Genomic DNA, 22,065 nt, shown 5'->3' on the forward strand with positions numbered 1-22,065 from the left:
ACCGTAGTGCGCAGCACGAAGGTTTTCCAATCAGCACCCGCCCGGCCGTCCGAAGGGGCTCGTACCGCCGTGCGCAGCACGGACGCTACGCCGCGATCCGGCAGGAAGCCTGTCCGCGATGACCGCCCCCCGCCGCTGGGCACTCGACCGGGTGCGCACCCGCCTGCTGGCCGCCTTCGGCCTGCTGCTGCTCGCCGCCATCAGCCTCGCCGCAGTCGGCTGGCTCGGCATGCGCCACGCGCAGCGTGCGGTCGCCGGCTTCGAGGACGAGCTCATGCCCAACCTGGCCGACGCGCTGGAGCTGGCGGAGCGCACCACCCAGCTCGCCGCGATCGCACCGCGCATCACCGAGTGGCGCGACAGCGACGGTGTGGAGTCCGACCGGTTGCGTGCCGAGCAGTTGCTCGGACAGATCCGCCACCATGCGCTCGACCTGCAGGCCACCGGCGAGTTCGGCGCGCTGTTGGCCCGCCTCGAAGACGAGGTGCGGCGCGACCTGGCGCAACTGGTCGCGCTGACACGTCAGAAGGTGGAGCTGCAGCGTCGCCTGGATGCGCAGATGCGCCGGCTCGAGCAGCTGGGCGATGAGTTGCACCGCCCGCGCGCCGCTGCCGGCCGCGTCGACCCCTCGCTGGCGGCGGTCTGGTCGAGCCTGGTGCTGGCGGTGGCCACCGACAGCGCGGCTGCCTTGGGCAGCCTCGAAGCGGATGTCGAAGCCTCGCTGCTGTCCGTGCAGCGGCGCGACGTGTTGTCGGCCTACCCGCCCCGCACCGCGCAAACGGTCATGGCCCTGGCCAGCGGTGCGGATGCCGTGCTGGCCTTGCGCCGTTCGATGCTCGAACTGGAGCGCAGCAGTGCCTATCTGGTGGTGCTGATGCGCGCCAATGCCACCGAGCTGGGCGATGCGGTGTCGCGCTACGTCGGCGGGTTGCAGGCGACCGCGCGCGAGCGCAGCGAGGCGATCCGACGCTCGGTGCGCGTGGGCGAAACCGGCATGTTGCTGGTGGCACTCGCCTGCCTGGGCATCGCGGCCGGTGCCGCCGGCTACGTGCGCCGGCTGGTCGGACAGATCGAGAACATCACCGCGGTGATGTCGCGGCTGGCACAAGGCGACACGGCCCAGCCGACCCCGGCGACCCGGCGCCGCGACGAACTCGGCGCGCTGGCCCGCACTTTCGAGGTGTTCCGCGACGCCCTGCTCGCCAAACAGCGTCTGGTGCACGACCTGCACGCTCAAAACGAAATGATCGCGGCGGTGCACAGCAGCATGACCGACGCCCTCGCGGTGTTCGACCCCGACCACCGGCTGCTGCTGTGGAACCCGCAGCTGACCCAGCTGCTCGAGCCGCATGGTGTACGCCCGTCCCTCGGCCTGTCGGCGGCGCGCCTGCTGGCCGGCCTGCCGGCCGGCACCACCTGGGCGGCGCCCGGGCAGACCGCGCGGCGGCCGCTGTCGCGCCGCGAGCGGATTGCCTTCGCCGGCTATGACCATGTCGAGCTGCAGCTGCCGGGCGGCCAGGTGCTCGACACCCGCACCCGTCGCGTGCCGGGCACCGGCGCCGTGATGCTGGTCACCGACCTGAGCGCCCGCCGCGCGGTGGAATCGCAGCTGCAGCACGCGCAGAAGATGGAGGTGCTCGGCCAGCTGACCGGCGGTGTCGCGCACGACTTCAACAACTACCTGGGCACCATCCTCGGCACACTGCCGCTGCTCGAGGCCGAGCTGCCGAGCGGCTCGCCCGCGCAGGCGCGCCTTGCGCGCATCCGGCGGGCTGCCACCGGCGCCGCCGCCCAGACCCGCCGGCTGCTCGCCTTCGCGCGGCGGCAACCGTTGCAGGCCGAGGTGGTGCCCGTCGACGAGGCGATCGAGGAGATGCGCGACCTGATCGAGTACAGCGCCGGGCCGCAAGTGCAGGTCGACCTGGCGCTGGGGGCCGGCGATGCCTGCGTCGAGATCGACCGGGGCCAGCTCGAGAACGCCCTCCTCAACCTGGTCCTGAACAGCGGCGCGGCCATGCCCACCGGCGGCCGGCTGACGGTGCAAAGCGAAGCCGACCCGCAGCAGGTTCGCCTGCGCATCGAGGACAGCGGCTGTGGCATCCCCGAAGGTGTGCTCGGCAAGGTGTTCGAGCCGTTCTTCACCACCAAGGCCCCCGGAGAAGGCAGCGGCCTGGGCCTGTCGACCGTCTACGGATTCGTCAAACAGTCGGGCGGTGACATCCGCATCGAAAGCCAGGCGGACGCCGGCACGACGGTCTGGCTGACGTTTCGGCGGCTGCCGCGCCCCGCCGCCGTGCAGCCTGACCCGGTACCCGGCCAGCCCTTGCCCGGCCTGGCGGGGCTCACCGTGCTGGTGGTCGACGACGACGACAGCCTGCGCGAGACGGTGACCGAGATGCTGCAGGCGGCAGGTGCCCGCCCGCTAGCCGCGGCGAGCGGCGAGACGGCGTTGACGGCCTTGCAGCAGCACGAAGGGGTCGGCCTGGTCTTGTCGGACGTCTGCCTGGGCGCCGGCATGGATGGCTGGCGGTTGCGGCAAATCGTGCAAAGCCGCCATCCCGCGCTGCCCATCGGCCTGATGTCCGGCCTCGGCCCCGAGGGCTGGCAATCGCCGCCGCCGGAGCACGCGGCGGTGCCGGTGCTGCACAAGCCGTTTGACCTGCGCACCCTGCTGCACTGGCTGGGCGGCTTGCTGCCCGCCACAGGTCAACCCGCCGCTGTCGGCTATCGACCGGACTGATGCGAGACGTGCGACCGCGCCGGCCTTGCAGGCGTCTTGGCCATGACGGCACTCCTATCATCGATGGCTCGGGACGCCGGCCGCCTTGCCGTGTCCGGCGGTGTCCAACGTTCGCCCTCCTCGAGCCTCCCATGACGCTGTCGCCTTCGCTCTACCAAGTCGCCCTGGCTCCCTACATCCGGGGCCTGCAGACCCTCGCCCGCCTGCTGGACAAGGCCGCCGAACACGCCGGCCGACAAGGCCTGGACGAGGCCACGCTGGTCGCCCGCCGCCTGCACCCCGAGATGTTTCCGCTGTCGCGCCAGGTCGAGATCCTGACCTCGGCCGCCCGCGGCACCGCGGCACGCCTGGCGCGCCGCCTGGCCAGCCACGACACCTCACCCGATCATGCCGTGTTCAACCGGGGCCACGACGACGAGTTCGGCAAGCCGCCCCCCTCGTCCTTCCTCGAACTGCAGGCGCTGATCCAGGAAGCCCTGGCCTACCTCGCCACCGTGTCGGCCAGCGAGGTGGACGATGCGGCACCCGTGTCGGTCACGGTCGCGAAGGCCGGCCACGTGCGTCAGTTCGACACCCAGGACTTCGTGCTCGCCTACGTCCTGCCCAACCTCTATTTCCACCTGACGGTGGTGTACGCGCTGCTGCGCTCGGCCGGCGTGCCCCTCGGCAAAGCCGACTACCAGGGCACGCCACCCTATACGTTGCTAACCGGCATGCCGGCCGACACGCCCCCCGCCTGACCCCCGCCACGCTCACCGCACTGCCTGGAACAGTGCTTGCCCTGGTGCTTGCGCACCAAGGCGGCCGGCCGGTGGCAGTGAGCCGGTTGTTTCATTGCGGGGGCGCGGGGCGTCACAAACGAAATCGTCGATTCACGCTTCGCCTCTCCAATACGGGGCAGGCCTAGTGTTCTAGTGCCGACCGGAGGAGACAAGCGCGCCCGCATCCCGGCACCACGACCGGCGATCGACGCGCCTTCGGTGAAGACCCTAGCCTTCTTCTATCAAGAACGGGATCGCACCCAGGAGGACTCGCAATGAAACATGCCCACCGCCCCACCCTCGCCGCCCTGCTGCTGTTGGCCCTTGGGCTCCACGGCGCCGCCCACGCCGCCTCGATCAAGATTTCGTGCGGCGCCGTCGGCCAGGAACTCGAGATGTGCAAGCAGGCCGCGCAGGCCTGGGCCCAGAAGTCCGGCCACGAGGTGCAGGTGGTGGCCACGCCCAACGACGCGAGCGAACGGCTGGCGCTGTACCAGCAGGTGCTGAGCTCGCGTTCGGACAAGATCGACGTGTTCCAGGTCGACGTGGTGTGGCCCGGCATGCTGGCCAGCCACCTGGTCGACCTGAAGCGCTACACCCAGGGTGCCGAAAAGCAGCACTTCCCCAGCATTGTCGCCAACGCCACGGTGGGGCCGCAGCTGGTCGCGATGCCCTGGTTCACCGATGCCGGCCTGCTCTACTACCGCAAGGACCTGCTCGCCAAGCATGGTCAAAAACCGCCCACCACCTGGGACGAGCTGAGCGCAAGCGCGAAGAAGATCCAGGACGCCGAGCGCGCTGCCGGCAACGACAAGCTGTGGGGCTATGTCTGGCAGGGCCGTGCCTACGAGGGGCTGACCTGCAACGCCCTCGAGTGGGTGGCGAGCCATGGCGGCGGCACCATCGTCGATGCCAATGGCAAGGTCAACGTCAAGAACCCGCAGGCGATCAAGGCGGTACAGACCGCGGCGAGCTGGGTCGGCCGCATTTCGCCGACCGCCGTGCTGAACTACGGCGAGGAAGAAGCGCGCGGCGTGTTCCAGGCCGGCAACGCCGTCTACATGCGCAACTGGCCTTACGCCTGGTCGCTGTCGCAGGCCGAGGGCAGCGCGGTCAAGGGCAAGGTCGGCGTGACCATGCTGCCGACCGGCGGTGCGGGCGGGCGCCATGCCGCGACGCTGGGCGGGCAGCTGCTCTCCGTCTCGAAGTACTCCAAGCATCCCGACGTGGCGGCCGACCTGGTGATGTACATGACCAGCGCGGCCGTGCAGAAGGAGCGGGCCTTGAAAGGGTCGTTCAACCCGACCGTCAGCGGGCTGTACAAGGACGCCGACATCCTCAAGGTCAACCCCTTCATGGGCGAGCTGCACGAGACCTTCACCAACGCGGTGGGCCGGCCGGCCACCGTCACGCGCAGCAAGTACAACCAGCTGAGCAACCAGTTCTGGAACGCAGTGCACGAGGTGCTGTCGGGCAAGGCCAAGGCCGACGCGGCGCTGAGCCGGCTGGACGCCACCGCGAACCGCCTGGGCCGTGGCGGCAAGTGGGAATGAAACCCTGAGCTGCCTCCCGGCCGCGTCGTCTTGCGCTGCGGTGGTGTTGTCGCCCTGCCCGCACCGCGGGACGCCGGCCGGCTTTCCTGGTTCCCCTCTTGAGCGTTGCTGCTGCTGACATGAAGACCCAACCTTCCGCCCTCGACGTCCAGCGGGTGCGACGAGCCTGGCTGATGGTCACCCCGATGCTGGTGGTGCTGCTGCTGGTGGCCGGCTGGCCGCTCGGGCGCACGATCTGGTTCAGCCTCACCGATGCACAGTTGTCGCAGCTCGACAACTGGAGCTTCATCGGCCTGGAAAACTACCTCGGCGAATACGGATTGCTGCGCGACCCCGAATGGTGGGGATCGGTGCGCAACACCGTGGTGTTTGCCGCCTTGTCGGTCCTGATCGAGACGGCGCTGGGCCTCGGTGTCGCGCTGTTGCTCAACCATCCGTCACGGCTGCGCACGCTGTTGCGGGCCTCGATGCTGATCCCCTGGGCCATCCCGACCGTGGTGTCGGCCAAGATGTGGAGCTGGATGCTGCACGACCAGTTCGGCGTCCTCAACCACTACCTGGTGTCGCTCGGGCTGCTGTCGACGCCCATCGCCTGGACCGCCAACCCCGACCTCGCCCTGTTCACCGTCGTGCTGGTCGACGTCTGGAAAACCACCCCCTTCATGGCGCTGCTGATCCTGGCCGCTTTGCAGATGGTCCCGCAGGACTGCTACGAGGCCGCGCGTGTCGACGGTGTGCCGGCCTTCACCGTGTTCCGCCGCATCACGCTGCCGCTGATCCTGCCCGGCATCGCGGTGGCGATGATCTTCCGCATGCTCGACGCGCTGCGCGTGTTCGACCTCATCTACGTGATGACCTCCAACAGCCACTCCACCCGCAGCATGTCGGTGTTCGTGCGCGAGCAGCTGATCGACTTCCAGCAGATCGGCTACGGCTCGGCCGCCGCCACCGTGGTGTTCTTCACCATCGCGCTGATGACCATCCTGTACATGGGCCTGCTGCGCCCCGCCCTGCAGAAGGTGGAAGCATGAAACAACCACAACACAAGCCCAAGACCCGCTGGCTGCCCCGGCTGGGCTATTACGTTGCCAGTGCCGCGCTGGTGCTGTTTTCGGTGTTTCCGTTCCTGTACGCGATCTCCAGCTCGCTGAAGGGCCGCGCCGGCCTGTTCTCGCCGGCGCTGCTGCCGGAGGCGCCGACGCTGGAGAACTACCGCGCCGTGTTCAGCGAACAGCCGTTCGCCCACAACCTGATGAACTCGGTGATCGTCGCCGGCGGCGTGGTGCTGCTGTCGCTCGGGCTCAGCCTGATGGCCGCCTGGGCCCTGGGCCGGGTCTCGTTCAGGGGCCGCGGCGCGCTGCTGCTGACCATTTTGTCGGCCTCGATGTTCCCCCAGGTCGCGGTGCTGTCGGGCATGTTCGAGCTGGTGCGCTGGGCCGGCCTCTATGACCACCTCGGCGCCCTGTTGTTCGCCGATCTGCTGCTGACGCTGCCCTTCACGGTCTGGGTGCTGGTGACCTTCATGCGACAGCTGCCGAAGGAACTCGAAGAAGCCGCCACGATGGACGGCGTGGGCGTGTTCACGCTGGTGTTCAAGATCTTTTTGCCGCTGCTGTGGCCGGCGGTGGTGGCCACCGGCCTGCTGGCCTTCATCGCCGCCTGGAACGAATTCCTGTTCGCGCTGACCTTCACGTTGTCGACCGAGCAACGCACCGTGCCGGTGGCAATCGCGCTGATCAGCGGCCCGAGCGGCTACGAGCTGCCGTGGGGCAGCATCATGGCGGCCTCCGTCATCGTCACGCTGCCGCTGGTCGGGCTGGTGCTGTACTTCCAGCGTTTGATCGTCTCGGGCCTCACCGCCGGCGCGGTGAAAGGCTGAACCACATCCGCCGCGGCGCCCCCGACCATGCCGTCCCCTCGTATGCCGACCCTCTCACCCGCGGCCCTCGCAGTGGCCTGGCACGCCCGCGCGCTGCTGGCCGCCGGGCTGGTCGCCCCTCCCTGCGGGTGATGCCAGGCGGCAGGCCACGCTCGCCTGCCTCGCCCTGCGCCTGCAGGCGCTTTGCCCACACATCACAACAACCGGTAGGAGCGCCGGCCCGCCCGTGGCCGGCCCCACCGCCCCGAGGGAACGCCATGACACTGCCCCAAGACCCGATCGCCCTGCTCTCCACCCCGGCCGACAGCGCCGTCGAGACCGTCCACGAACAAGACACCGACTGGTGGGTGGGCGCCTCGATCTACCAGATCTACCCGCGCAGCTTCCAGGACAGCAACGGCGACGGCCTGGGCGACTTGCCCGGCATCACCCAGCGGCTGCCCTACATTGCCTCGCTGGGCGCCGACGCCGTCTGGATCTCGCCGTTCTACAAGTCGCCGATGCGCGACTTCGGCTATGACATCTCCGACCATTGCGAGGTCGACCCCCGCTTCGGCACGCTGGCCGATTTCGACCAGCTGATCGCCGAGGCCCACCGGCTCGGCCTGCGCGTGCTGATCGACCTCGTGTTGAGCCACACCGCCTCCGACCACCGCTGGTTCGTCGAGAGCCGGTCCAGCCGCACCAACCCCAAGGCCGACTGGTATGTCTGGGCCGACGCCCAGCCCGACGGCTCGCCGCCCAACAACTGGCTGTCCTTGTTCGGCGGCAGCGCGTGGCAATGGGACACGCGGCGGGCGCAGTACTACTTCCACAACTTCCTGACCTCGCAGCCCGACCTCAACTTCCACCACCCGGAGGTGCAGCAGGCGGTGCTCGACATCGTCGAGTTCTGGCTCAAGCGCGGCGTCGACGGCTTCCGCCTCGACGTGGTGAACTTCTATTTCCACGACAAACAGCTGCGCTCCAACCCGACGCAGCCGCCCGGGCGCATGGCCGCCGCCGTGCCGCGCGTCAACCCTTATGCCTTGCAGCGCCACCTCTACGACAAGACGCAGCCGGAGAACCTCGAGTTCCTGCAGCGCCTGCGCGCGCTGCTCGACCACTACCCCGGCACCACCAGCATCGGCGAGATCGGCGACGACGAGCAGTACCAGACGCTGGCGCAGTACACCCGCAACAACCGGCTGCACATGGCCTACACCTTCAACCTGATGGACACGCAGTGCTCGCCGCGTTTCATCCACTCGGTGCTGGAGGAGTTCTTGCGCGAGACGCAGGGCGCCTGGGCCTGCTGGGCATTCAACAACCACGATGTGACCCGGGTGATGACACGCTGGAATTTGCTCGGCGGCGGCTCGGCGCTGGCCCCGGTGCTGCTGGCACTGCTGGGCTCGCTGCGCGGCTCGATGTGCCTCTACCAGGGCGAAGAGCTGGGGTTGACCGAGTCGGTGATTCCCTACGAGTTGATCCAGGACCCCTACGGCAAGGAGATGTGGCCCGAGTTCCCCGGGCGCGACGGCTGCCGCACCCCCATGCCCTGGCATGCCAGCGAGCCCCACGGCGGCTTCAGCGTCGCCTCGCCCTGGCTGCCCATCCCGCCCGAACACCTGGCCATCGCCGCCAACGTTCAGCAGGAGACACCCCGTTCGGTGTTGCAGCGCTACCGCACCTTCATCAACTGGCGCAAGCAACAAGCGGTGCTGCGCAAGGGCGAGATGGAATTGCTGCCGGCGCACGAGCAGGTGGTGGCCTTCATCCGCAGCAACGGCATCGAACAGCTGCTGTGCGCCTTCAACCTGTCGGGGCAGCCGGCACGCTATGCGCTGCCCTTCCAGGCCGCCGTGATGCCGCTGGAGGGCCACGAGTTCACCGGCGCTCTGGAGGGCCAGGAACTGGTGCTGCCGCCGCATGACGCCTTTTTCGGGCGCTTGCAGCCGGTCGCTGCAGCCCCCCACCCCGACCCCGTCTACCCCGCCGTCGAGCCCCTCCCGCTCGACATGCCCGCCACCCTGACCTGAAAGCCTTGCGATGAGCCGCATCCAACTCCGCCAAGTCGACAAGCTGTTCGGCGATGTCAATGTGTTGCAGAACATCGACCTGACGATAGAGCCAGGCGAATTCTGCGTCTTCATCGGCCCCTCGGGCTGCGGCAAGTCCACCTTGCTGCGGCTGATCGCCGGGTTGGAAGACCCCAGCGCCGGCGAGATCGAGATCGACGGCCGTATCGTCAATGCCCTGCCGCCCTCGGCCCGCAACGTGGCGATGGTGTTCCAGAGCTATGCGCTCTATCCGCACATGACGGTCTACGAGAACATGGCCTTCGGGCTACAGCAGCAGAAGGTCGGCAAGGCCGAGATCGAACAGCGTGTGCAGGAGGCCTCGCGCATCCTGCACCTCGACGGCCTGCTCGACCGCAAGCCCAAGGCCTTGTCGGGCGGGCAGCGCCAGCGTGTGGCGATCGGCCGCGCCATCGTGCGCAAGCCCAAGGTGTTCTTGTTCGACGAGCCGCTGTCCAACCTGGATGCGTCGCTGCGGGTGGCCACGCGGGTCGAGATCGCCAAGCTGCACCGCGATCTCGGGTCGGCCAGCATGGTCTATGTCACCCACGACCAGGTCGAAGCGATGACGCTCGCCACCAAGATCGTGTTGTTGCGCCCCGACCCGGCGCGCCATGGCGGTCGCAGCGTGGCGCAGGTGGGCCACCCGCTCGAGCTGTACCACCACCCCGCCAACCAGTTCGTCGCCGGCTTCATCGGCTCGCCGTCGATGAACTTCCTGCCGGCCGAGGTCGAGAGCGCGGAAGACCGCAGTGTCACCGTGTCGTGGCGCGGCACCAGCCTTGCGGCCCGCGTCGAAGGCGCGGCCCGGCGGGGCGACGCGGTGACGCTCGGCATCCGGCCGGAGCACGTGGTGGTGGGCCACGGCCCACACCAGGCGCAGGTGACGCACGTCGAGCGCCTGGGCGAACACAGCTACGTCTACCTCGCGGCCGACCCCGCCCTGCCGCCGCTGCTGGCCAAGACACAGGACGACCACGTGAGCATCGGCAGCCAGCTCGCCTTCGAGCTGCCCGCCGACGCCTTGCACGTGTTCCGCGCCGACGGCACGGCGCTGCGACGTACGGCCGATGTGGGGTGGACAGCGGAGCCGGGCGGCGCCACTGCGACCTGAGAACCCTGGTGCGTCGAGGTGTGTTGCAACGTGCAAAGATAGGCACTCTGGCCTGGCGGACCACAGGTTTACCCTGGGGTGTTGTCCCATCTGGGCCATGCTTCAATATCAGCAGCAAAGCTGAGGCACCTCAACATGTCGGACCACGGCAGCGACTCCGCAACGCAGGGAACCGCCCGCTCTTTGCTGCGCACCGTCGAACGGTTGCTCACCTTCCGAGAGGTGGAGCCCCTGCTCGATGCCCTGGCTCAGGAAGCCGCGGCGCTGGTGCGGGCCGACGGTGGGTTGGCGGGCCTTTATGACGGGCAGGCATTGACCTGCCAACGCTATTGGCGTGGCGCCGTGCCGCATCCGCTGGGGGCACGCTGGCTGCCGCACCAGGGCCTGGCCGGGGCCCTGCTCGTGCAGCGCCGCGCGCTGCTGTGGGACGACACGCTGCTGCCCGCCCCGTCCGCCGACATTGCCCAGTACCGGGCCTGGGGCGTGCGCAGCGTGCTGGCCCTGCCCCTGCTCACGCCCGAAGGCCAGTTGCTCGGCTTCGTCGAAGTGCATCGCGGCAGCGCCGGCCTCGCCTTCGGGCCCGCCGAGCAGGATCTGTTGAGCGAACTGGCGCGCCTGGCGGCGACTGCGCTCGCCAACGTGCTGGAGATGCAACGCCTGCGACATGCCGACGATGCGATGCACGACGTCGACCGGCGCAAGAACGAGTTCCTCGCCACCCTCGCCCACGAACTGCGCAACCCGCTCGCGCCGATCCGCCATGCGCTGCAGATGATGCAGTTGGCCGGCCACAAGCCCCAGATGCTCGACTCGGCCCGCGCTGTGATGGAGCGCCAGGTGCAACAGCTGGTGCGGCTGGTCGACGACCTGCTCGACGTGGCCCGCGTCAGCACCGGGCGCGTCGAGCTGCAACGCGAATGGGTGGACCTGGGTTCGGCCGTGCACCATGCCGTCGAAACCGTGCGGCCCCAAATGGTGCAGCGCGGCCAGCGGTTGCGCGTCAACCTGCCGCCGAACGCCGTCTACCTCGACGCCGACGCGGCCCGGCTGGCACAGGTGTTCATCATCCTGCTCGACAACGCTTCCAAGTTCACTCCGGTGGGCGGACGCATCGCGCTGACGGCCGAGGCCGAGGCCGGCGCTGTCCTGGTGAAGGTGAGCGACACCGGCCGCGGCATCGCCCCAGACGCGCTGCCCCGGCTGTTCGACCCCTTCACCCGCATCGACCGCCTGCTCGACCGCGCCGAAAGCGGGCTCGGCGTCGGGCTCTCGCTGGCGCGCAAGCTGGTCGAGCTGCATGGCGGGCGCATCGAGGCGTCCAGCCCCGGCGTGGGCCAGGGCAGCGAGTTTTGCGTGCGACTGCCGCTCGCGGCCGCGCAAAGCAAGGCGCAACCGGCGCCGACACAACCCGCCTCATTGCCCGGCGCGGTGCAACGCGTGCTGCTGGTGGACGACAACCCGGACACCGTCAGCATGCTGGCATCGCTGCTCGCGATGATGGGCCACGAGGTGAAAACCGCGACCGGCGGTGTCGAAGCACTGGAGGCGGGGCCCGTGTTCCACCCCGACGTGGTGCTGCTGGACATCGGCATGCCGGGCATGGACGGCTACGAAACGGCACGCCGGCTGCGCGGCACCGCATGGGGCAAGGACGCCGCGTTGGTGGCCGCCACCGGATGGGGCCAGCCCGAAGACAAGCAGCGCGCCTTCGAGGCCGGCTTCAACGCTCACATGACCAAACCGATCGACCCTGACGCGCTGAGCCAGCTGCTCGCGGGCCTGGCACCGGCCGCGATGGCGGGCGGCGGCCCCGAACGGCGCCACCGCTGAGCCGCCGCAAGCGCCCCGTCAGGCGGGACGGTGCGGTGCCGGGCGGCGCGCGGCCGCGCTCAGCGGCGACGACTCACGACTCGCTTTCGACCGGCGGTGCGTATTCGCGCACCTGATCGCGCACGTTGCGGCCCACATCGGTCAGCCGCAGCGTGCCGCCATACCATTCGATCCACTCCAAGGCCAGGTATTGGCCGAGGTCACGCAGCGACAGCAGGTCGACGCGACGGCTGCGCAGCAGCCGCTCCACCGTGGGCAGTTGCGCCCGCAGCATCTCGCGTTCGGGAGGTGGACCTTGGATGGTCGGGAGGGGCGGCGTGCGCGCCGACGCGCTGGTACGCACCTTGCGCTGGGGGGTGGCGGTTTCCCCGGAGCACTGTTGGATCATATGGGTCCAGTGGACGTCCCCGGGTGCATCGGGCGCGGTCTTCGACATGACGGGCTCCTTTGAAGGACTGCTCCGACTGTCCACCGGCTGGCATGCAAAGGCAAGGCCCCGCTCACGGGAAAGTGGGCGGTTTGCGACACACGACGCATCTTCGCTGGCCGCCCGCCGCGCGCACCCCGCGCGGTGGTGCGCAGGGGGCTCAGTGCAAGGTACGTGGCAGGGGCGGCGGCCCGTCCTCGTCGTCCCACGCCGCCAGCTCGGTGTCGGCTGCCTCCTCCGGCGTGTTCCATTCCTCGGCGTCGAACCACAGATCGGCCGCCAGCGTGATGGCCTGGTCGGGCCCCAACCAGGGGTTCTGGTCGAGAAAGCGCTGCGCGCAGCGCCGGATCCACTGCAGTTTGGACATTTCCATCTTCAGCTCCTTGGGCGTGCAAAGATGGATCGGCAAGTGGCATGCCTCGGGTGGGTTTCCCCGGCCCTGCAGGCCCGTCGCCGCCCTGTTCAGATCGGAAGTATTTCCGTCGCGTCAGCACCATTTGTCACGCCTGCACAGGCGTGCCCCGCGGACCGGTCGATCGTCTGGCTACAATACGCAGCTTCGGGGTGTAGCGCAGCCTGGTAGCGCAACTGCTTTGGGAGCAGTGGGTCGGATGTTCGAATCATCTCACCCCGACCATCAAATTCCAGTCCTGGCGCGCCTTCTCTTGGGTCAGCCCCGCAGACGCCAAGACACGCGTGCCCAACCGAGCGCGCTTTCGACCAGACTGCCGAACATGTGCAGGAGGCGCCAGAGGCCCAGGAAGTCCGTATGGTGCAGACTCTGAGCCTGGCTTCGGTCTGAAACACCCCCTCCCCGCCGTCCCCTATAGTGGCATCAGTCCCAACGAAGGGCACAGGGAGGAACACATGAGCATCTTTCACCGGCTGTGGGACAACCACCCCACTGGCAAACACCCGTGCTCCAGCGACGGGAAATCCAATTTCGAGAATCAGTGCGCGATCCGCATGGGCGTTGCGTTCATGAACTCGGGGATCGACATTCGGTCGTGGGGCATTCGGCATTGTTGGCACCATGACAAATCCGAAGGCCACGCGCTGGCAGCGGAGGAGATGGCGAACGCCCTGACCCGCGTCATCGTGCCGGGAATGAAGCGCGTCGAGCGCTACACGGGCTCGGACGGCTTCTCGCACATCAAGGGTCGCAAGGGCATCGCCTTCTTCAAGGACTTTTATAACGTCACCGGCGACCACATCGATCTGTGGAACGGCTGGCGCCTGACGTCCACGCTATCGCCCCTGGCGGTTTACTTTCGCTGGGGCAGCGACTACACCAAGGGCAAGGTTTGGTTTTGGGAGGTGATGTGAAGATCTTGCGTTGGCTGCTCCCGGTCGTCGCGGTGCTGCTCGGTGCCTACGCGGCCGCCTGGATCGGGGGCTTGGTCGGGTCCATTACCGGCCCCCATGCCAGCTTCGACGACCTGACCCAGAGCAGCGCATGGGGCTTCCTCATCGCGGCTGCAATCCTCTGCCCTCTCCTCGGTTGGGCCGGGTGGCGGATCGGCAACAGGAAGCGCTAAGCCTACGCAGAGCAAGTCCCGCAAGCCAGCGCCGCGCAGGGACGCCAGCCCGAACCGCGCGCATGGCCGCTTCCTCAGTCCGTATACACCCGCACCCGCAGCCGCGTAAAACTCATCGTGTGCGCGACGTTCTCGCGCGTCACGAACTCCAGCCCCGGCCGGATGCCGTTGGCGTTGACCCATTTCGACGCGTCGCCGAACTCGCCGATGATGTCGTCGCCGCCCAGCAGATAGCCGCGCTTCTCGCGGCACATCACGCGCAAGGCGAGCGATTTGGAACGGTTGCCGTTGAACACACCGCCGCCGGCGACGCTGTAGGGAAAGCTGGCTTCGACGTTGCCGCCGACGTTGTAGATGCGGCTGCGCATGGACCACCCTGAGGTCTGCGCTGGCTGGTACAGCAGCACACCCTGTTTGCCGACGTGGTTGTGGCAGGCCATCAGGAAGTCGAACTTGGACGCATCGTCGGTGTCGAAGCGCAACCCGTCGACCCGCACCTCCACCGCCTCCACCGCCTGCAGATTGATGCCGAAGGCGAGTTTGACGCTCGCGACGTTGCCGGCCACCGCCCCGGTGGCGACCCACGCGCGGCCGACGTCACCCGTCGCGTCCATGCGGTGGATCGACAAGGTGCCGACGACGCTCAGCCAAGACGGCGGCGCGGTGTCGTTCCAGATCGACCAGTCGAGTTCCTTGACGTTGGGCGTCGGTGGCACCGGGTGGCCGAGCAGGTCATAGGCGGGCTTAAAGTTCATGGCTCAAACACCCCACGTTGTAATGACCGGCCGCCTTGACCACGTAGTAGACGTAAAGCACGCCGTCGTCGACCAGGGGCGTGACGCTGCGCAGGTCGCCTGACTCCCACGCCAGCTCAGGCGCCCACACCTGCCGCAGCGGCTGCAAGGGCACGCGCGCGTCGAGCGAAAGCGGCGCGACGCCCAGCCGAGCGTTTTTCGGCGTGCTGCCGCTGCTGTAGTTGGCCAGCAGCGCCACCAGCATCAGGCCCGACGGCGTCTCGACCGCGAACGCGTGGTTCCACGACACATAGCGCGGCACGCCGTCGGCCATCCGGCACCAGGGTGTCCAATGCCCGAGGTAGCGAGGGTCGGTCGCCCAATCGCCCAGGTGGCGGTCGGCATAGTGGATGGCGAAGTGGGGATAGTCGCCCGAGCCGTAGAGGCTGTACGCGACCCAGCGCCGGTTGACGACGAAGGGCATGAAGTAGCCGGTGTGGCCGTTGCCCGCCTGCACCCAGGCGTTGTTCGGATCGATCTTGAAGCTGTCGTCCACGGCCCACGCGATGCCGTCCCGGCTGGTCGCAGCCAAGGTCGTTTGCACGCCCACCGCCGGCCCGCCGCCCGTGACCGCGGAGATCTGCTGGTAGAACATGCGCAAGCCGCCGATCAAGGGGTCCCAGACCACGCTGGGCGTTTCGGTCTGCCCCTTGCCCGGCGAGCGGGTCCGCACGGTGTCGACGAACACTTGGCCGTGCGAGGTCCATGGGCCGGTCGGGCTGTTCGCATAGGCCATCGCGATCCCGCCGTTGCCGCTGTCGTGGTCGGTGGAGTAGTAGGCGTAGTAGCGGCCGCGCGGCTGCGCCAGCAGGCCGTCGACGCGCACGACCCACCACCAGTAGACACTCGGGTAAACACCGGGCACTTCACTGAAGAGCGGCGTGGTCGCCACCCGTGTGAATGGGCCCGGCGCGGTGCCGCCCTGCGGCTGCAGGCCGCGCAGGTTCAGCGTCTTGCCGCTGGGCAGGCGCTGCCCTCGCAATCGGCCGCCGCCGCCCTCCCGCATCCATTCCACCGCGCCGGCACTTTCGAGGGCCGCCGCCGCAGCGGCCTCCAGCCCGACCTGTTCGGCGACCGCTTGAGCATCCGCGTTCGAGACATCGAGCGCCCCGGCCTCGGCCGGCGTGCTCACTCCCGCAGACGGGGCCTTGCTCTGGGGCCCCGCTCGCAATCCGTCCGTCATGACCACCTCCGGCACGCATCGCGCAAAGTGCGGCCCTCGACCGGTCGTGAAGCTCGCTTCGCCCGACGGCGGGCCGCACCGATACTGTGCGCTCCCGGTCAGCGGATGCACATCCTCCAGATGGTGGAGCCGGGCAGGCTCGCCGCCTGCTCTGCGTGAAGTCGAGTCGGCGGACCGCCGGCGCGGCGCGGGGGCCGCCGTTCAGGCGCTGTTCACCGCCGCCTGCACCGCCACGTTCTCATGCTCCTGCAACGTCCGCCACATCACTTTGCCGCTCCCCGACTTGGGCAGGCTGTCGACGAACTGCACCAGCCGGGGCGTCTTGTACGCGGCCATGTTGGCGTGCGCCCAGTCGATGATCTCCTGCGCCGTCACCTGGCCGACCTGGGCAGGCTTCAGCACGATGACCGCCTTCACGGTCTCGCCACGTCGCTCGTCGCGCACAGCGATGACGCAGGCTTCCTGCACTGCCGGGTGCTGGTACAGCAGCGCCTCGACCTCGGCGGGCCAGACCTTGTAGCCGGACACGTTGATCATGCGCTTCAGGCGGTCGACGAAGAAAAAGTAGCCTTCCTCGTCGACCCGCCCGAGGTCGCCGGTGCGCAAGAACCGCTTGCCCTCGATCTCGACGAAGGCCGCGCGTGTGGCGTCGGGCTGCATCCAATAGCCCAGCATCACCTGCGGGCCATGCACGACGATCTCGCCAGTTTCGCCGTCCGCCAGCGGCTCCAGCGTGACAGGGTCGACCACGCGGGCGTCGACGTCGAAGGAAGGCACGCCCAGGCACTGCGCCTTGGGCCGGTCGGGCGGGTTGCTGTGGGTCGCGCCCATGGTTTCGGTCATGCCATACCCTTCGGCGTACTTCAGCCCCATCTTGTGCTCGAGCGTCTCGGCCACCGCACGCGGCATCGCCGCCCCACCGCCGGCGATGCGGCGCAGGCTGCGCAGGTCGTACTCGCCCAGCCGTGGGTTCGAGACGAAGTCGACCACCATCGCCGTGATGAGGCCGAGTGCGGTCACGCGGTAGCGCTGCACGCAGGCGGCGGCGGCATCCCGGTCCCAGCGCGGCAGCAACACCACCGTGCCGGCGTTGTAGAGCGGCGCATTGAGGCCGGCCTGCAGGCCGGTGACGTGGAACATCGGCAAAACCGCCAGCCCGACCCAGCCCTGGCCCAGCTGCCACCAGACGCTACCCGCCACCGCGTTGACCATGGTGCTGCGGTGCGTGTGCATGCAGCCCTTCGGGTGCCCGGTGGTGCCGGAGGTGTAAGGCATCACGGCAAGGTCGTCGGGTCCGCCCGTCAGCGGCCCCGGCGCGAGTTGCCGCTCCAACACGTCAGACCATGACACCACGCGGGGATGCTCCGTCGGCGTCCGGGGTGCGGCGACGAAGTCGGGCACCGACAAGGCGGTAGCGGCGCGCAGATAGTCGCTGTAGGTGGCGACGATCAAGGTCTGCAGGCCGCGCTCGAGCAGCGGCACGAAACGCCCCGACAGTTCCTGCGCGATAAGGGCCACGCGAGCGCCGCTGTCCTCCACGTAGTGGGCCAGCTCCTCGGTCAGGTTCATCGGGTTGACCGGCACCACCACCGCGTCGGCGCGCAAGATGCCGTAGAACGCGATCATGAACTGAGGGCTGTTCTGCATGCACAGCAGCACCCGGTCGCCCTTGCCGACGCCGCATTCACGCTGCAGATAGCCGGCCACGCGTTCGGCCTCTTCGGCAAACTGGCCGAAGCTCACCTCGGTGTCGTAGAACACCAGGAATGGCTTGTGCGGAAAGCGCATCGCCGAGATCTCGGCGTTGCGCCACAGATGGGTCTCGGGGACGTACAGGTGCTGCGGCACATGTTCCGGCCAGAACGCGAAATGCCTGTTCGACATGCTGAAGTCTCCACGGTGGTGAGGGATTCGGCGGCCGGCTCCGGCGGCGCCGAGGGATGACCATGACGAGGCGGATCTGTCGCAAGGGATGTGGGCCTGCCGCTGGCCGGGGTGCGGCAGGGCGCGTCTCGCAGCCCTCCGGCGCAGCCGGAGCCTCCGGTGCGAGGCAAGGCCGCCATGCCGCGGGGGCGCGGCGCGCACACAACCTTCACTGCAGCCCTCCTGCTGAAGCTGGACGCGCGCAGCACCCATGTCGAAGGGCACGGGTGAGCAAACGTCGGGCGAGGCGAAACCGTTCTGCACTGCAGAACAAGGTTTCGAGCGGACCATGCTATCGACGTGTGGAAGGGGTGTAAAGGCAACCGCAGCGCCAGCAGGGCTAGCCGGGCGTCGCCTTGCGATTCATGGCTGGAAAAACACCGGCACGAGCGGTGGGCACGGCGTGAACGCGGCGCGCCGCAGGTGTCGTAGCCCCGCGACCGGACGACGCCCTGCACCCGCCGCGAGCCGTGTTTCAGCCGCCGGCGTTAGCGCGCCTCGGCTTCCACCACCCCGGTAGCAGTGCACGCACTTCCGCGCGCGCATAGCGGTCGTCGATCAGGTAGACCACCCCCTGGTCCGACGGCGTGCGGATGACCCGGCCGGCAGCCTGCACCACCTTCTGCAGCCCGGGGTACAGATAGGTGTACTGCTCGCCCGATCCCAACAGCGCACCGACACAGCGCTTCATCTGCTCGTTGACCGGATTGAACTGGGGCAGGCCCAGTGTCGCGACGAAGGCGCCCACCAGGCGTTGTCCGGGCAGGTCGACACCTTCGCCGAAACTGCCGCCGAGGACGGCGAAGCCGATGCCACGCCCGTCGGCGGTGAAACGTTGCAGAAACGCCTCGCGGGCCGCGTCGGTCATGTGGGGCGATTGCGCCCACTGCGGGATGTCGGGGTGCGCGACGGCCAGCGCGGCCGCCACCTGGCGCAGATAGTCGAAGCTGCTGAAGAAGGCGAGGTAGTTGCCCGGCGCCCCGGCGTACTGGGCGGCCATCAGCTCGACGATCGGTGCCACCGAGCGGTCGCGGTCGCGCCAGCGCGTCGAGATGTGGCTGGCGATGCGCACGTCCAGCTGCTCGGCGTTGAACGGCGATTCGACGTCGATCGAGACGGTGTCCGCGGGCAGGCCCAGCATGTCGCGGTAGTAGTGCGATGGGCTCAGCGTGGCCGAGAACAGTGCCACGCTGCGCGCGGCCGCGAAGCGGGGGCCGAGAAACGGAGCCGGCACGACGTTGCGCAGGCACAGCACCGAGGCGGGCCGCGCCCCCGGGCGGGCGGGGTGGCTGTCCAGCGTGAGGTCGACGAGGGAATGGTCGCCGAACTGCTCGGCCAGCCGCAGGAAGTGCAGCGCGTCGAAATAGAAGTCCTGCAGGCCCCGGTCCACCGCGGCTGGTTGCTCGGCGAAGTGCTCGCCGATCGCAGCGACGCTTTTCTGCAGGGCGGCCAGCAGGCGTTCCGGCACTGCGTCGTAGGCCTGGTAGGCAACACCTTGCGCGCGGTTCAGCGCGTTCCAGCACCGGCCCAGCGCGTCGAGCGCCCGCTTCACCGCCGGCACCGCCGTCCGTTTCACCTGCCTCAAACCGGCCTGGTGCAGCTCGGCGCTGTACATCTTGCGCCCGCGCTCGACCAGGTTGTGCGCTTCGTCGACCAGCACCGCCACGCGCCAGCCTTCGGCCAGCGTAAGGCCATGCAGCAACGCGGCGGTGTCGAAGTAGTAGTTGTAGTCGCCCACCACCACGTCGGCCCAGCGCGCCAGCTCCTGCCCCAGGTAGTAGGGGCAAACGCGGTGCGCCAGCGCGCTCTCGCGCAGCGCAGCGCGGTCGAGCCGCGCGACACCGAGCGCCGCCGCGCGGGCCGCGGGCAGACGGTCGTAAAAGCCTTGCGCGAGCGGGCAGGACTCGCCGTGGCAGGCCTTGTCGGGATGCTCGCAAGCCTTGTCGCGCGCCACCAGCTCGAGCACGCGCAAGCCCAGCGGCACAGGCGCGGCCGATGTGATCAAGTCCAGTGCATCGAGCGCAAGCTGCCGGCCCGACCCCTTGGCCGTCAAAAACACCACCTTGTCCAGCGCCTGCCCCGGGCAGGCCTTGAGCAAGGGGAACAGGGTCCCGACGGTCTTGCCGATCCCGGTCGGCGCCTGCGCGGTCAGGCAGCGCCCGCCACTGGCGGCTTTGTAGACGGCCTCGGCCAGCGGCCGTTGGCCGGGGCGGAACGCCGGGTGGGGGAAGCTCAGTGCCGCCAGCGCAGCATCGCGGCGGGCGCGGTGCGCCAGCTCTTGCTCGGCCCAGGCCAGAAACGCCTCGCACTGCTGGTCGAACGAGCGCCGCAAGGCGTCGGCCGAGTGCCGCTCGGTCAACACCGTTTCATCGCGGGTGCCGATGTCGAAATAGACCAGCGCGAGCTCGACTTCGGGCAGCCCGAGCTGCTGGCACAGCAACCAGCCGTAGACCTTGAGTTGCGCCCAGTGCAGCGCCCGATGGTTCATCGGCATGCGGGCCAGGTCGCCCCGGTAGGTCTTCACCTCTTCGACCACCCGGCGCTCGGGATCGTAGCCGTCGGCGCGCCCGCGCACGGTGAGGTTGCGGTAGTCGCCGCTCAGGCTCACTTCCGACTGGTAGTGGGCGGGCCGACGCGACGCGACCAGCGCGTGACCGGCGATGCCCTCCTGGGCCGACGGCGACGGCGTGAAGCGCAGGTCGAGATCACCCTGTTTCGCAGTGAATTCGCACAAGCTGCGAACGGCGACGAGGTACTTCAAGGGCAAGGTGGGGCGGGCAGCGGCGGGAGCGCCGAGCCCAGCAGGCCGGCGCCCGCATTATCGCCGCCTGGCCCAGCCGCCCGGGTCGTCGCGCCCCATTGCTTCCACCCGGCCCCTTACGATGGGCCACGGTTCAAGCCCCCACCCCGCGGCGCGCCAGGCAGCGCTTGTATCGCTCGTCGACCCGTGTGGCGAACCACTCTGTCGTCAGCTTGCGCTGGATCTTCGGGCTTTGCAGCTTGATGCGCGGCACCACCGCACGCGGCAGCGCTTTGCCTTGCTGGCGTTCGGCCAGTTCAAAGACGCGGCGGTACAGGCGGGTCTCGCCGAACCCGGCGCCACCGCCTTGCGCCAGGGCATCGCGCACCGCGCCAGGGCTGAGGTCGAGCCGCTCTGCCAGCGACAGCGCGGCGCTTTCGGTGGCGCCCGGTTTACCGTCGCCATCGTCGTCATGTCGCACCAGGTCACCGTCCAGCGCGAGAGGGATGCCCGTCACGGTCGAGAGCGCCTGCTGGAAGGCCGCGTTACGGCTGGCGTAGCGCCCGGCGTTGAAGTCGGCGAAGCGATACAGGGGGCGGTCGTAAGCTGCCGGGTAATCAAGCAGATGGGCAATGCCGAAATACAGCCCGCCCCGGCGTGTGAAGACTTCGGCGCGGATGCCGTCGGCGGCAGGATAGGGGTAAGGATTGTCGTCCGCCTGCTGCTCGGCGAAGGCGATGCTGACCTGCATCGGCCCCCCCGTGCGCACCGGGTTGTAGCCGCCGAACAAACGCCGGCCGAGGGGCACCATGCCGATGAAGTCTTCGAACAAGCGGCTCAGGTCCTTTTCGGTACGGGCCGCGTCGATGCGCTCGGCATAGCTGCGCCCGTCGGGCGACGACAGCTGCAGCGCGGCGCGCACCACCAGCCGGGGCACGCCCAGCCGCTCGGCGCGTCGGTCGATCTCCTGCCAGGTGATGTCGGGCAGCCGCGGCACCGGCGGGTCGACCCGGAAGGTCGATTCCTGCTCGATGACGGCCAGCGCCGCGCACACGTGCTCGGGAGTGGTGTCGATCTGCAGCGCGCTGAACGCGGCGTGGATGTCGGTCGCCCAGCCCGTGCGGTCCGGCGTGGCCGGCGGCAGCAAGGACACGATCAGCGCACGCGCGTCGGCGGGCGGGAGCGGGGCCGGCGCAGCGCTGCGGTCGCCGCTGGCGCAGCCGACCAGCACGGCGGCCAAAGCCAATGCGGCGAGTGCCGCCGTTCTCCCTCTGTACCGCGCCTCCGGCGCGCCTGACCTCGGTTGCTCACCGGTACCCCGTGTAAATGCTGACATGCCCCACTGCGATTGAACGGTCACGCCCCTAATGCTAGGGGATCGTCGACGGTCCCCCGTCCGCTAGCATGGCTCGGCGGTATCCAGCGCGCGACGCTCAGCGACGTACCTGCGGTCTGTGGCCGCGACAGCGGTGCGCATTCCATCCATCGAGGTTCTTCAGCCGACCACACTCACCGGGGCGGCT

The 22,065-nt window shown here is 68.9% G+C and carries 17 protein-coding genes and 1 tRNA gene; 11 read left to right on the forward strand and 7 right to left on the reverse strand.

The genetic code is table 11. From position 1 onward, the window contains the following. Nucleotides 1-118: 118 nt before the first annotated feature. From AAW51_RS15630 to AAW51_RS15665, 8 genes are all read left to right on the forward strand, one after another. Nucleotides 119-2,740 (forward strand): ATP-binding protein, encoded by a 2,622-nt coding sequence (locus AAW51_RS15630; protein WP_047195347.1) that lies wholly within the window; start codon nucleotides 119-121, stop codon nucleotides 2,738-2,740. 131 nt (nucleotides 2,741-2,871) lie between these two features. After that, nucleotides 2,872-3,480: a DUF1993 domain-containing protein gene (locus tag AAW51_RS15635; RefSeq protein ID WP_083438326.1), complete on the forward strand. Its 609-nt coding sequence runs from the start codon at nucleotides 2,872-2,874 to the stop codon at nucleotides 3,478-3,480. Nucleotides 3,481-3,776: 296 nt separating this feature from the next. Continuing rightward, nucleotides 3,777-5,054: an ABC transporter substrate-binding protein gene (locus AAW51_RS15640; protein WP_047195348.1), complete on the forward strand. Its 1,278-nt coding sequence runs from the start codon at nucleotides 3,777-3,779 to the stop codon at nucleotides 5,052-5,054. A gap of 119 nt (nucleotides 5,055-5,173) precedes the next feature. Then, complete coding sequence (locus AAW51_RS15645) at nucleotides 5,174-6,085, forward strand: carbohydrate ABC transporter permease (protein ID WP_047195349.1); 912 nt, start codon at nucleotides 5,174-5,176, stop codon at nucleotides 6,083-6,085. After that, nucleotides 6,082-6,933, forward strand: coding sequence for a carbohydrate ABC transporter permease (locus AAW51_RS15650; protein WP_047195350.1), 852 nt, complete (start codon nucleotides 6,082-6,084; stop codon nucleotides 6,931-6,933). The genes AAW51_RS15645 and AAW51_RS15650 overlap by 4 nt, the downstream gene beginning before the upstream one ends. A 257-nt stretch (nucleotides 6,934-7,190) precedes the next feature. Continuing rightward, nucleotides 7,191-8,954 carry an alpha-glucosidase family protein gene (locus tag AAW51_RS15655; RefSeq protein WP_083438327.1) on the forward strand — a complete coding sequence of 588 codons (1,764 nt, stop codon included), beginning with the start codon at nucleotides 7,191-7,193 and terminating at the stop codon, nucleotides 8,952-8,954. Between the two features lie 10 nt (nucleotides 8,955-8,964). Continuing rightward, a complete protein-coding gene (locus AAW51_RS15660; protein WP_047195351.1) occupies nucleotides 8,965-10,107 on the forward strand; it encodes an ABC transporter ATP-binding protein in 1,143 nt (380 codons plus the stop codon). Between the two features lie 135 nt (nucleotides 10,108-10,242). Beyond that, entirely contained in the window at nucleotides 10,243-11,937 is a 1,695-nt protein-coding gene (locus tag AAW51_RS15665) for a hybrid sensor histidine kinase/response regulator (RefSeq protein WP_053013613.1), read from the forward strand. Between the two features lie 73 nt (nucleotides 11,938-12,010). Here the strand turns inward: AAW51_RS15665 and AAW51_RS15670 are convergent, their stop codons facing one another. Together AAW51_RS15670 and AAW51_RS15675 are read right to left on the reverse strand one after the other, a co-directional pair. Next, nucleotides 12,011-12,373 (reverse strand): hypothetical protein, encoded by a 363-nt coding sequence (locus AAW51_RS15670; protein ID WP_053013614.1) that lies wholly within the window; start codon nucleotides 12,371-12,373, stop codon nucleotides 12,011-12,013. Between the two features lie 151 nt (nucleotides 12,374-12,524). Next, on the reverse strand, nucleotides 12,525-12,737 hold the full coding sequence (locus tag AAW51_RS15675) for a hypothetical protein (RefSeq protein ID WP_047195352.1): 213 nt from the start codon (nucleotides 12,735-12,737) through the stop codon (nucleotides 12,525-12,527). Nucleotides 12,738-12,924: 187 nt separating this feature from the next. Here AAW51_RS15675 and AAW51_RS15680 point away from each other — a divergent pair. The 3 genes from AAW51_RS15680 to AAW51_RS15690 all read left to right on the forward strand — a co-directional run bounded on the left by AAW51_RS15680 (nucleotide 12,925) and on the right by AAW51_RS15690 (nucleotide 13,902). Next, a tRNA-Pro gene (locus AAW51_RS15680) sits at nucleotides 12,925-13,001 on the forward strand. A gap of 230 nt (nucleotides 13,002-13,231) precedes the next feature. Next, nucleotides 13,232-13,690 carry a T6SS effector amidase Tae4 family protein gene (locus AAW51_RS15685; protein WP_047195353.1) on the forward strand — a complete coding sequence of 153 codons (459 nt, stop codon included), beginning with the start codon at nucleotides 13,232-13,234 and terminating at the stop codon, nucleotides 13,688-13,690. Next, nucleotides 13,687-13,902 (forward strand): hypothetical protein, encoded by a 216-nt coding sequence (locus tag AAW51_RS15690; protein WP_047195354.1) that lies wholly within the window; start codon nucleotides 13,687-13,689, stop codon nucleotides 13,900-13,902. Before AAW51_RS15685 ends, AAW51_RS15690 begins: the two co-directional genes overlap by 4 nt. 74 nt (nucleotides 13,903-13,976) lie before the next feature. Here AAW51_RS15690 and AAW51_RS15695 read toward each other — a convergent pair whose 3' ends face one another. The 5 genes from AAW51_RS15695 to AAW51_RS15715 form a co-directional block, all read right to left on the reverse strand. Next, nucleotides 13,977-14,657, reverse strand: a complete 681-nt coding sequence (locus AAW51_RS15695; protein ID WP_047195355.1) for a hypothetical protein — start codon at nucleotides 14,655-14,657, stop codon at nucleotides 13,977-13,979. After that, a complete protein-coding gene (locus AAW51_RS15700; protein WP_157359918.1) occupies nucleotides 14,647-15,879 on the reverse strand; it encodes a hypothetical protein in 1,233 nt (410 codons plus the stop codon). The genes AAW51_RS15695 and AAW51_RS15700 overlap by 11 nt, the downstream gene beginning before the upstream one ends. 201 nt (nucleotides 15,880-16,080) lie before the next feature. After that, nucleotides 16,081-17,763, reverse strand: coding sequence for a long-chain fatty acid--CoA ligase (locus AAW51_RS15705; RefSeq protein ID WP_047195357.1), 1,683 nt, complete (start codon nucleotides 17,761-17,763; stop codon nucleotides 16,081-16,083). 514 nt (nucleotides 17,764-18,277) lie between these two features. Next, nucleotides 18,278-20,563 (reverse strand): ATP-dependent DNA helicase, encoded by a 2,286-nt coding sequence (locus AAW51_RS15710; protein ID WP_047195358.1) that lies wholly within the window; start codon nucleotides 20,561-20,563, stop codon nucleotides 18,278-18,280. Nucleotides 20,564-20,696: 133 nt separating this feature from the next. Further along, complete coding sequence (locus AAW51_RS15715) at nucleotides 20,697-21,788, reverse strand: DUF1615 domain-containing protein (RefSeq protein ID WP_047195359.1); 1,092 nt, start codon at nucleotides 21,786-21,788, stop codon at nucleotides 20,697-20,699. Nucleotides 21,789-22,065 lie beyond the last annotated feature (277 nt).

Origin of the sequence: Caldimonas brevitalea (assembly GCF_001017435.1) — a bacterium.
In the GTDB taxonomy this organism is placed as follows: Bacteria; Pseudomonadota; Gammaproteobacteria; order Burkholderiales; family Burkholderiaceae_C; genus Caldimonas; species Caldimonas brevitalea.

Bases quoted from the DNA above. Each gene is read 5' to 3' on its own strand.
- AAW51_RS15695 (WP_047195355.1), bottom strand. From the start codon at position 14,657: ATGAACTTTAAGCCCGCCTATGACCTGCTCGGCCACCCGGTGCCACCG.
- AAW51_RS15675 (WP_047195352.1), bottom strand. From the start codon at position 12,737: ATGGAAATGTCCAAACTGCAGTGGATCCGGCGCTGCGCGCAGCGCTTT.
- AAW51_RS15640 (WP_047195348.1), top strand. From the start codon at position 3,777: ATGAAACATGCCCACCGCCCCACCCTCGCCGCCCTGCTGCTGTTGGCC.
- AAW51_RS15650 (WP_047195350.1), top strand. From the start codon at position 6,082: ATGAAACAACCACAACACAAGCCCAAGACCCGCTGGCTGCCCCGGCTG.
- AAW51_RS15685 (WP_047195353.1), top strand. From the start codon at position 13,232: ATGAGCATCTTTCACCGGCTGTGGGACAACCACCCCACTGGCAAACAC.
- AAW51_RS15660 (WP_047195351.1), top strand. From the start codon at position 8,965: ATGAGCCGCATCCAACTCCGCCAAGTCGACAAGCTGTTCGGCGATGTC.
- AAW51_RS15655 (WP_083438327.1), top strand. From the start codon at position 7,191: ATGACACTGCCCCAAGACCCGATCGCCCTGCTCTCCACCCCGGCCGAC.
- AAW51_RS15645 (WP_047195349.1), top strand. From the start codon at position 5,174: ATGAAGACCCAACCTTCCGCCCTCGACGTCCAGCGGGTGCGACGAGCC.
- AAW51_RS15665 (WP_053013613.1), top strand. From the start codon at position 10,243: ATGTCGGACCACGGCAGCGACTCCGCAACGCAGGGAACCGCCCGCTCT.
- AAW51_RS15705 (WP_047195357.1), bottom strand. From the start codon at position 17,763: ATGTCGAACAGGCATTTCGCGTTCTGGCCGGAACATGTGCCGCAGCAC.
- AAW51_RS15635 (WP_083438326.1), top strand. From the start codon at position 2,872: ATGACGCTGTCGCCTTCGCTCTACCAAGTCGCCCTGGCTCCCTACATC.
- AAW51_RS15670 (WP_053013614.1), bottom strand. From the start codon at position 12,373: ATGTCGAAGACCGCGCCCGATGCACCCGGGGACGTCCACTGGACCCAT.
- AAW51_RS15630 (WP_047195347.1), top strand. From the start codon at position 119: ATGACCGCCCCCCGCCGCTGGGCACTCGACCGGGTGCGCACCCGCCTG.
- AAW51_RS15700 (WP_157359918.1), bottom strand. From the start codon at position 15,879: ATGACGGACGGATTGCGAGCGGGGCCCCAGAGCAAGGCCCCGTCTGCG.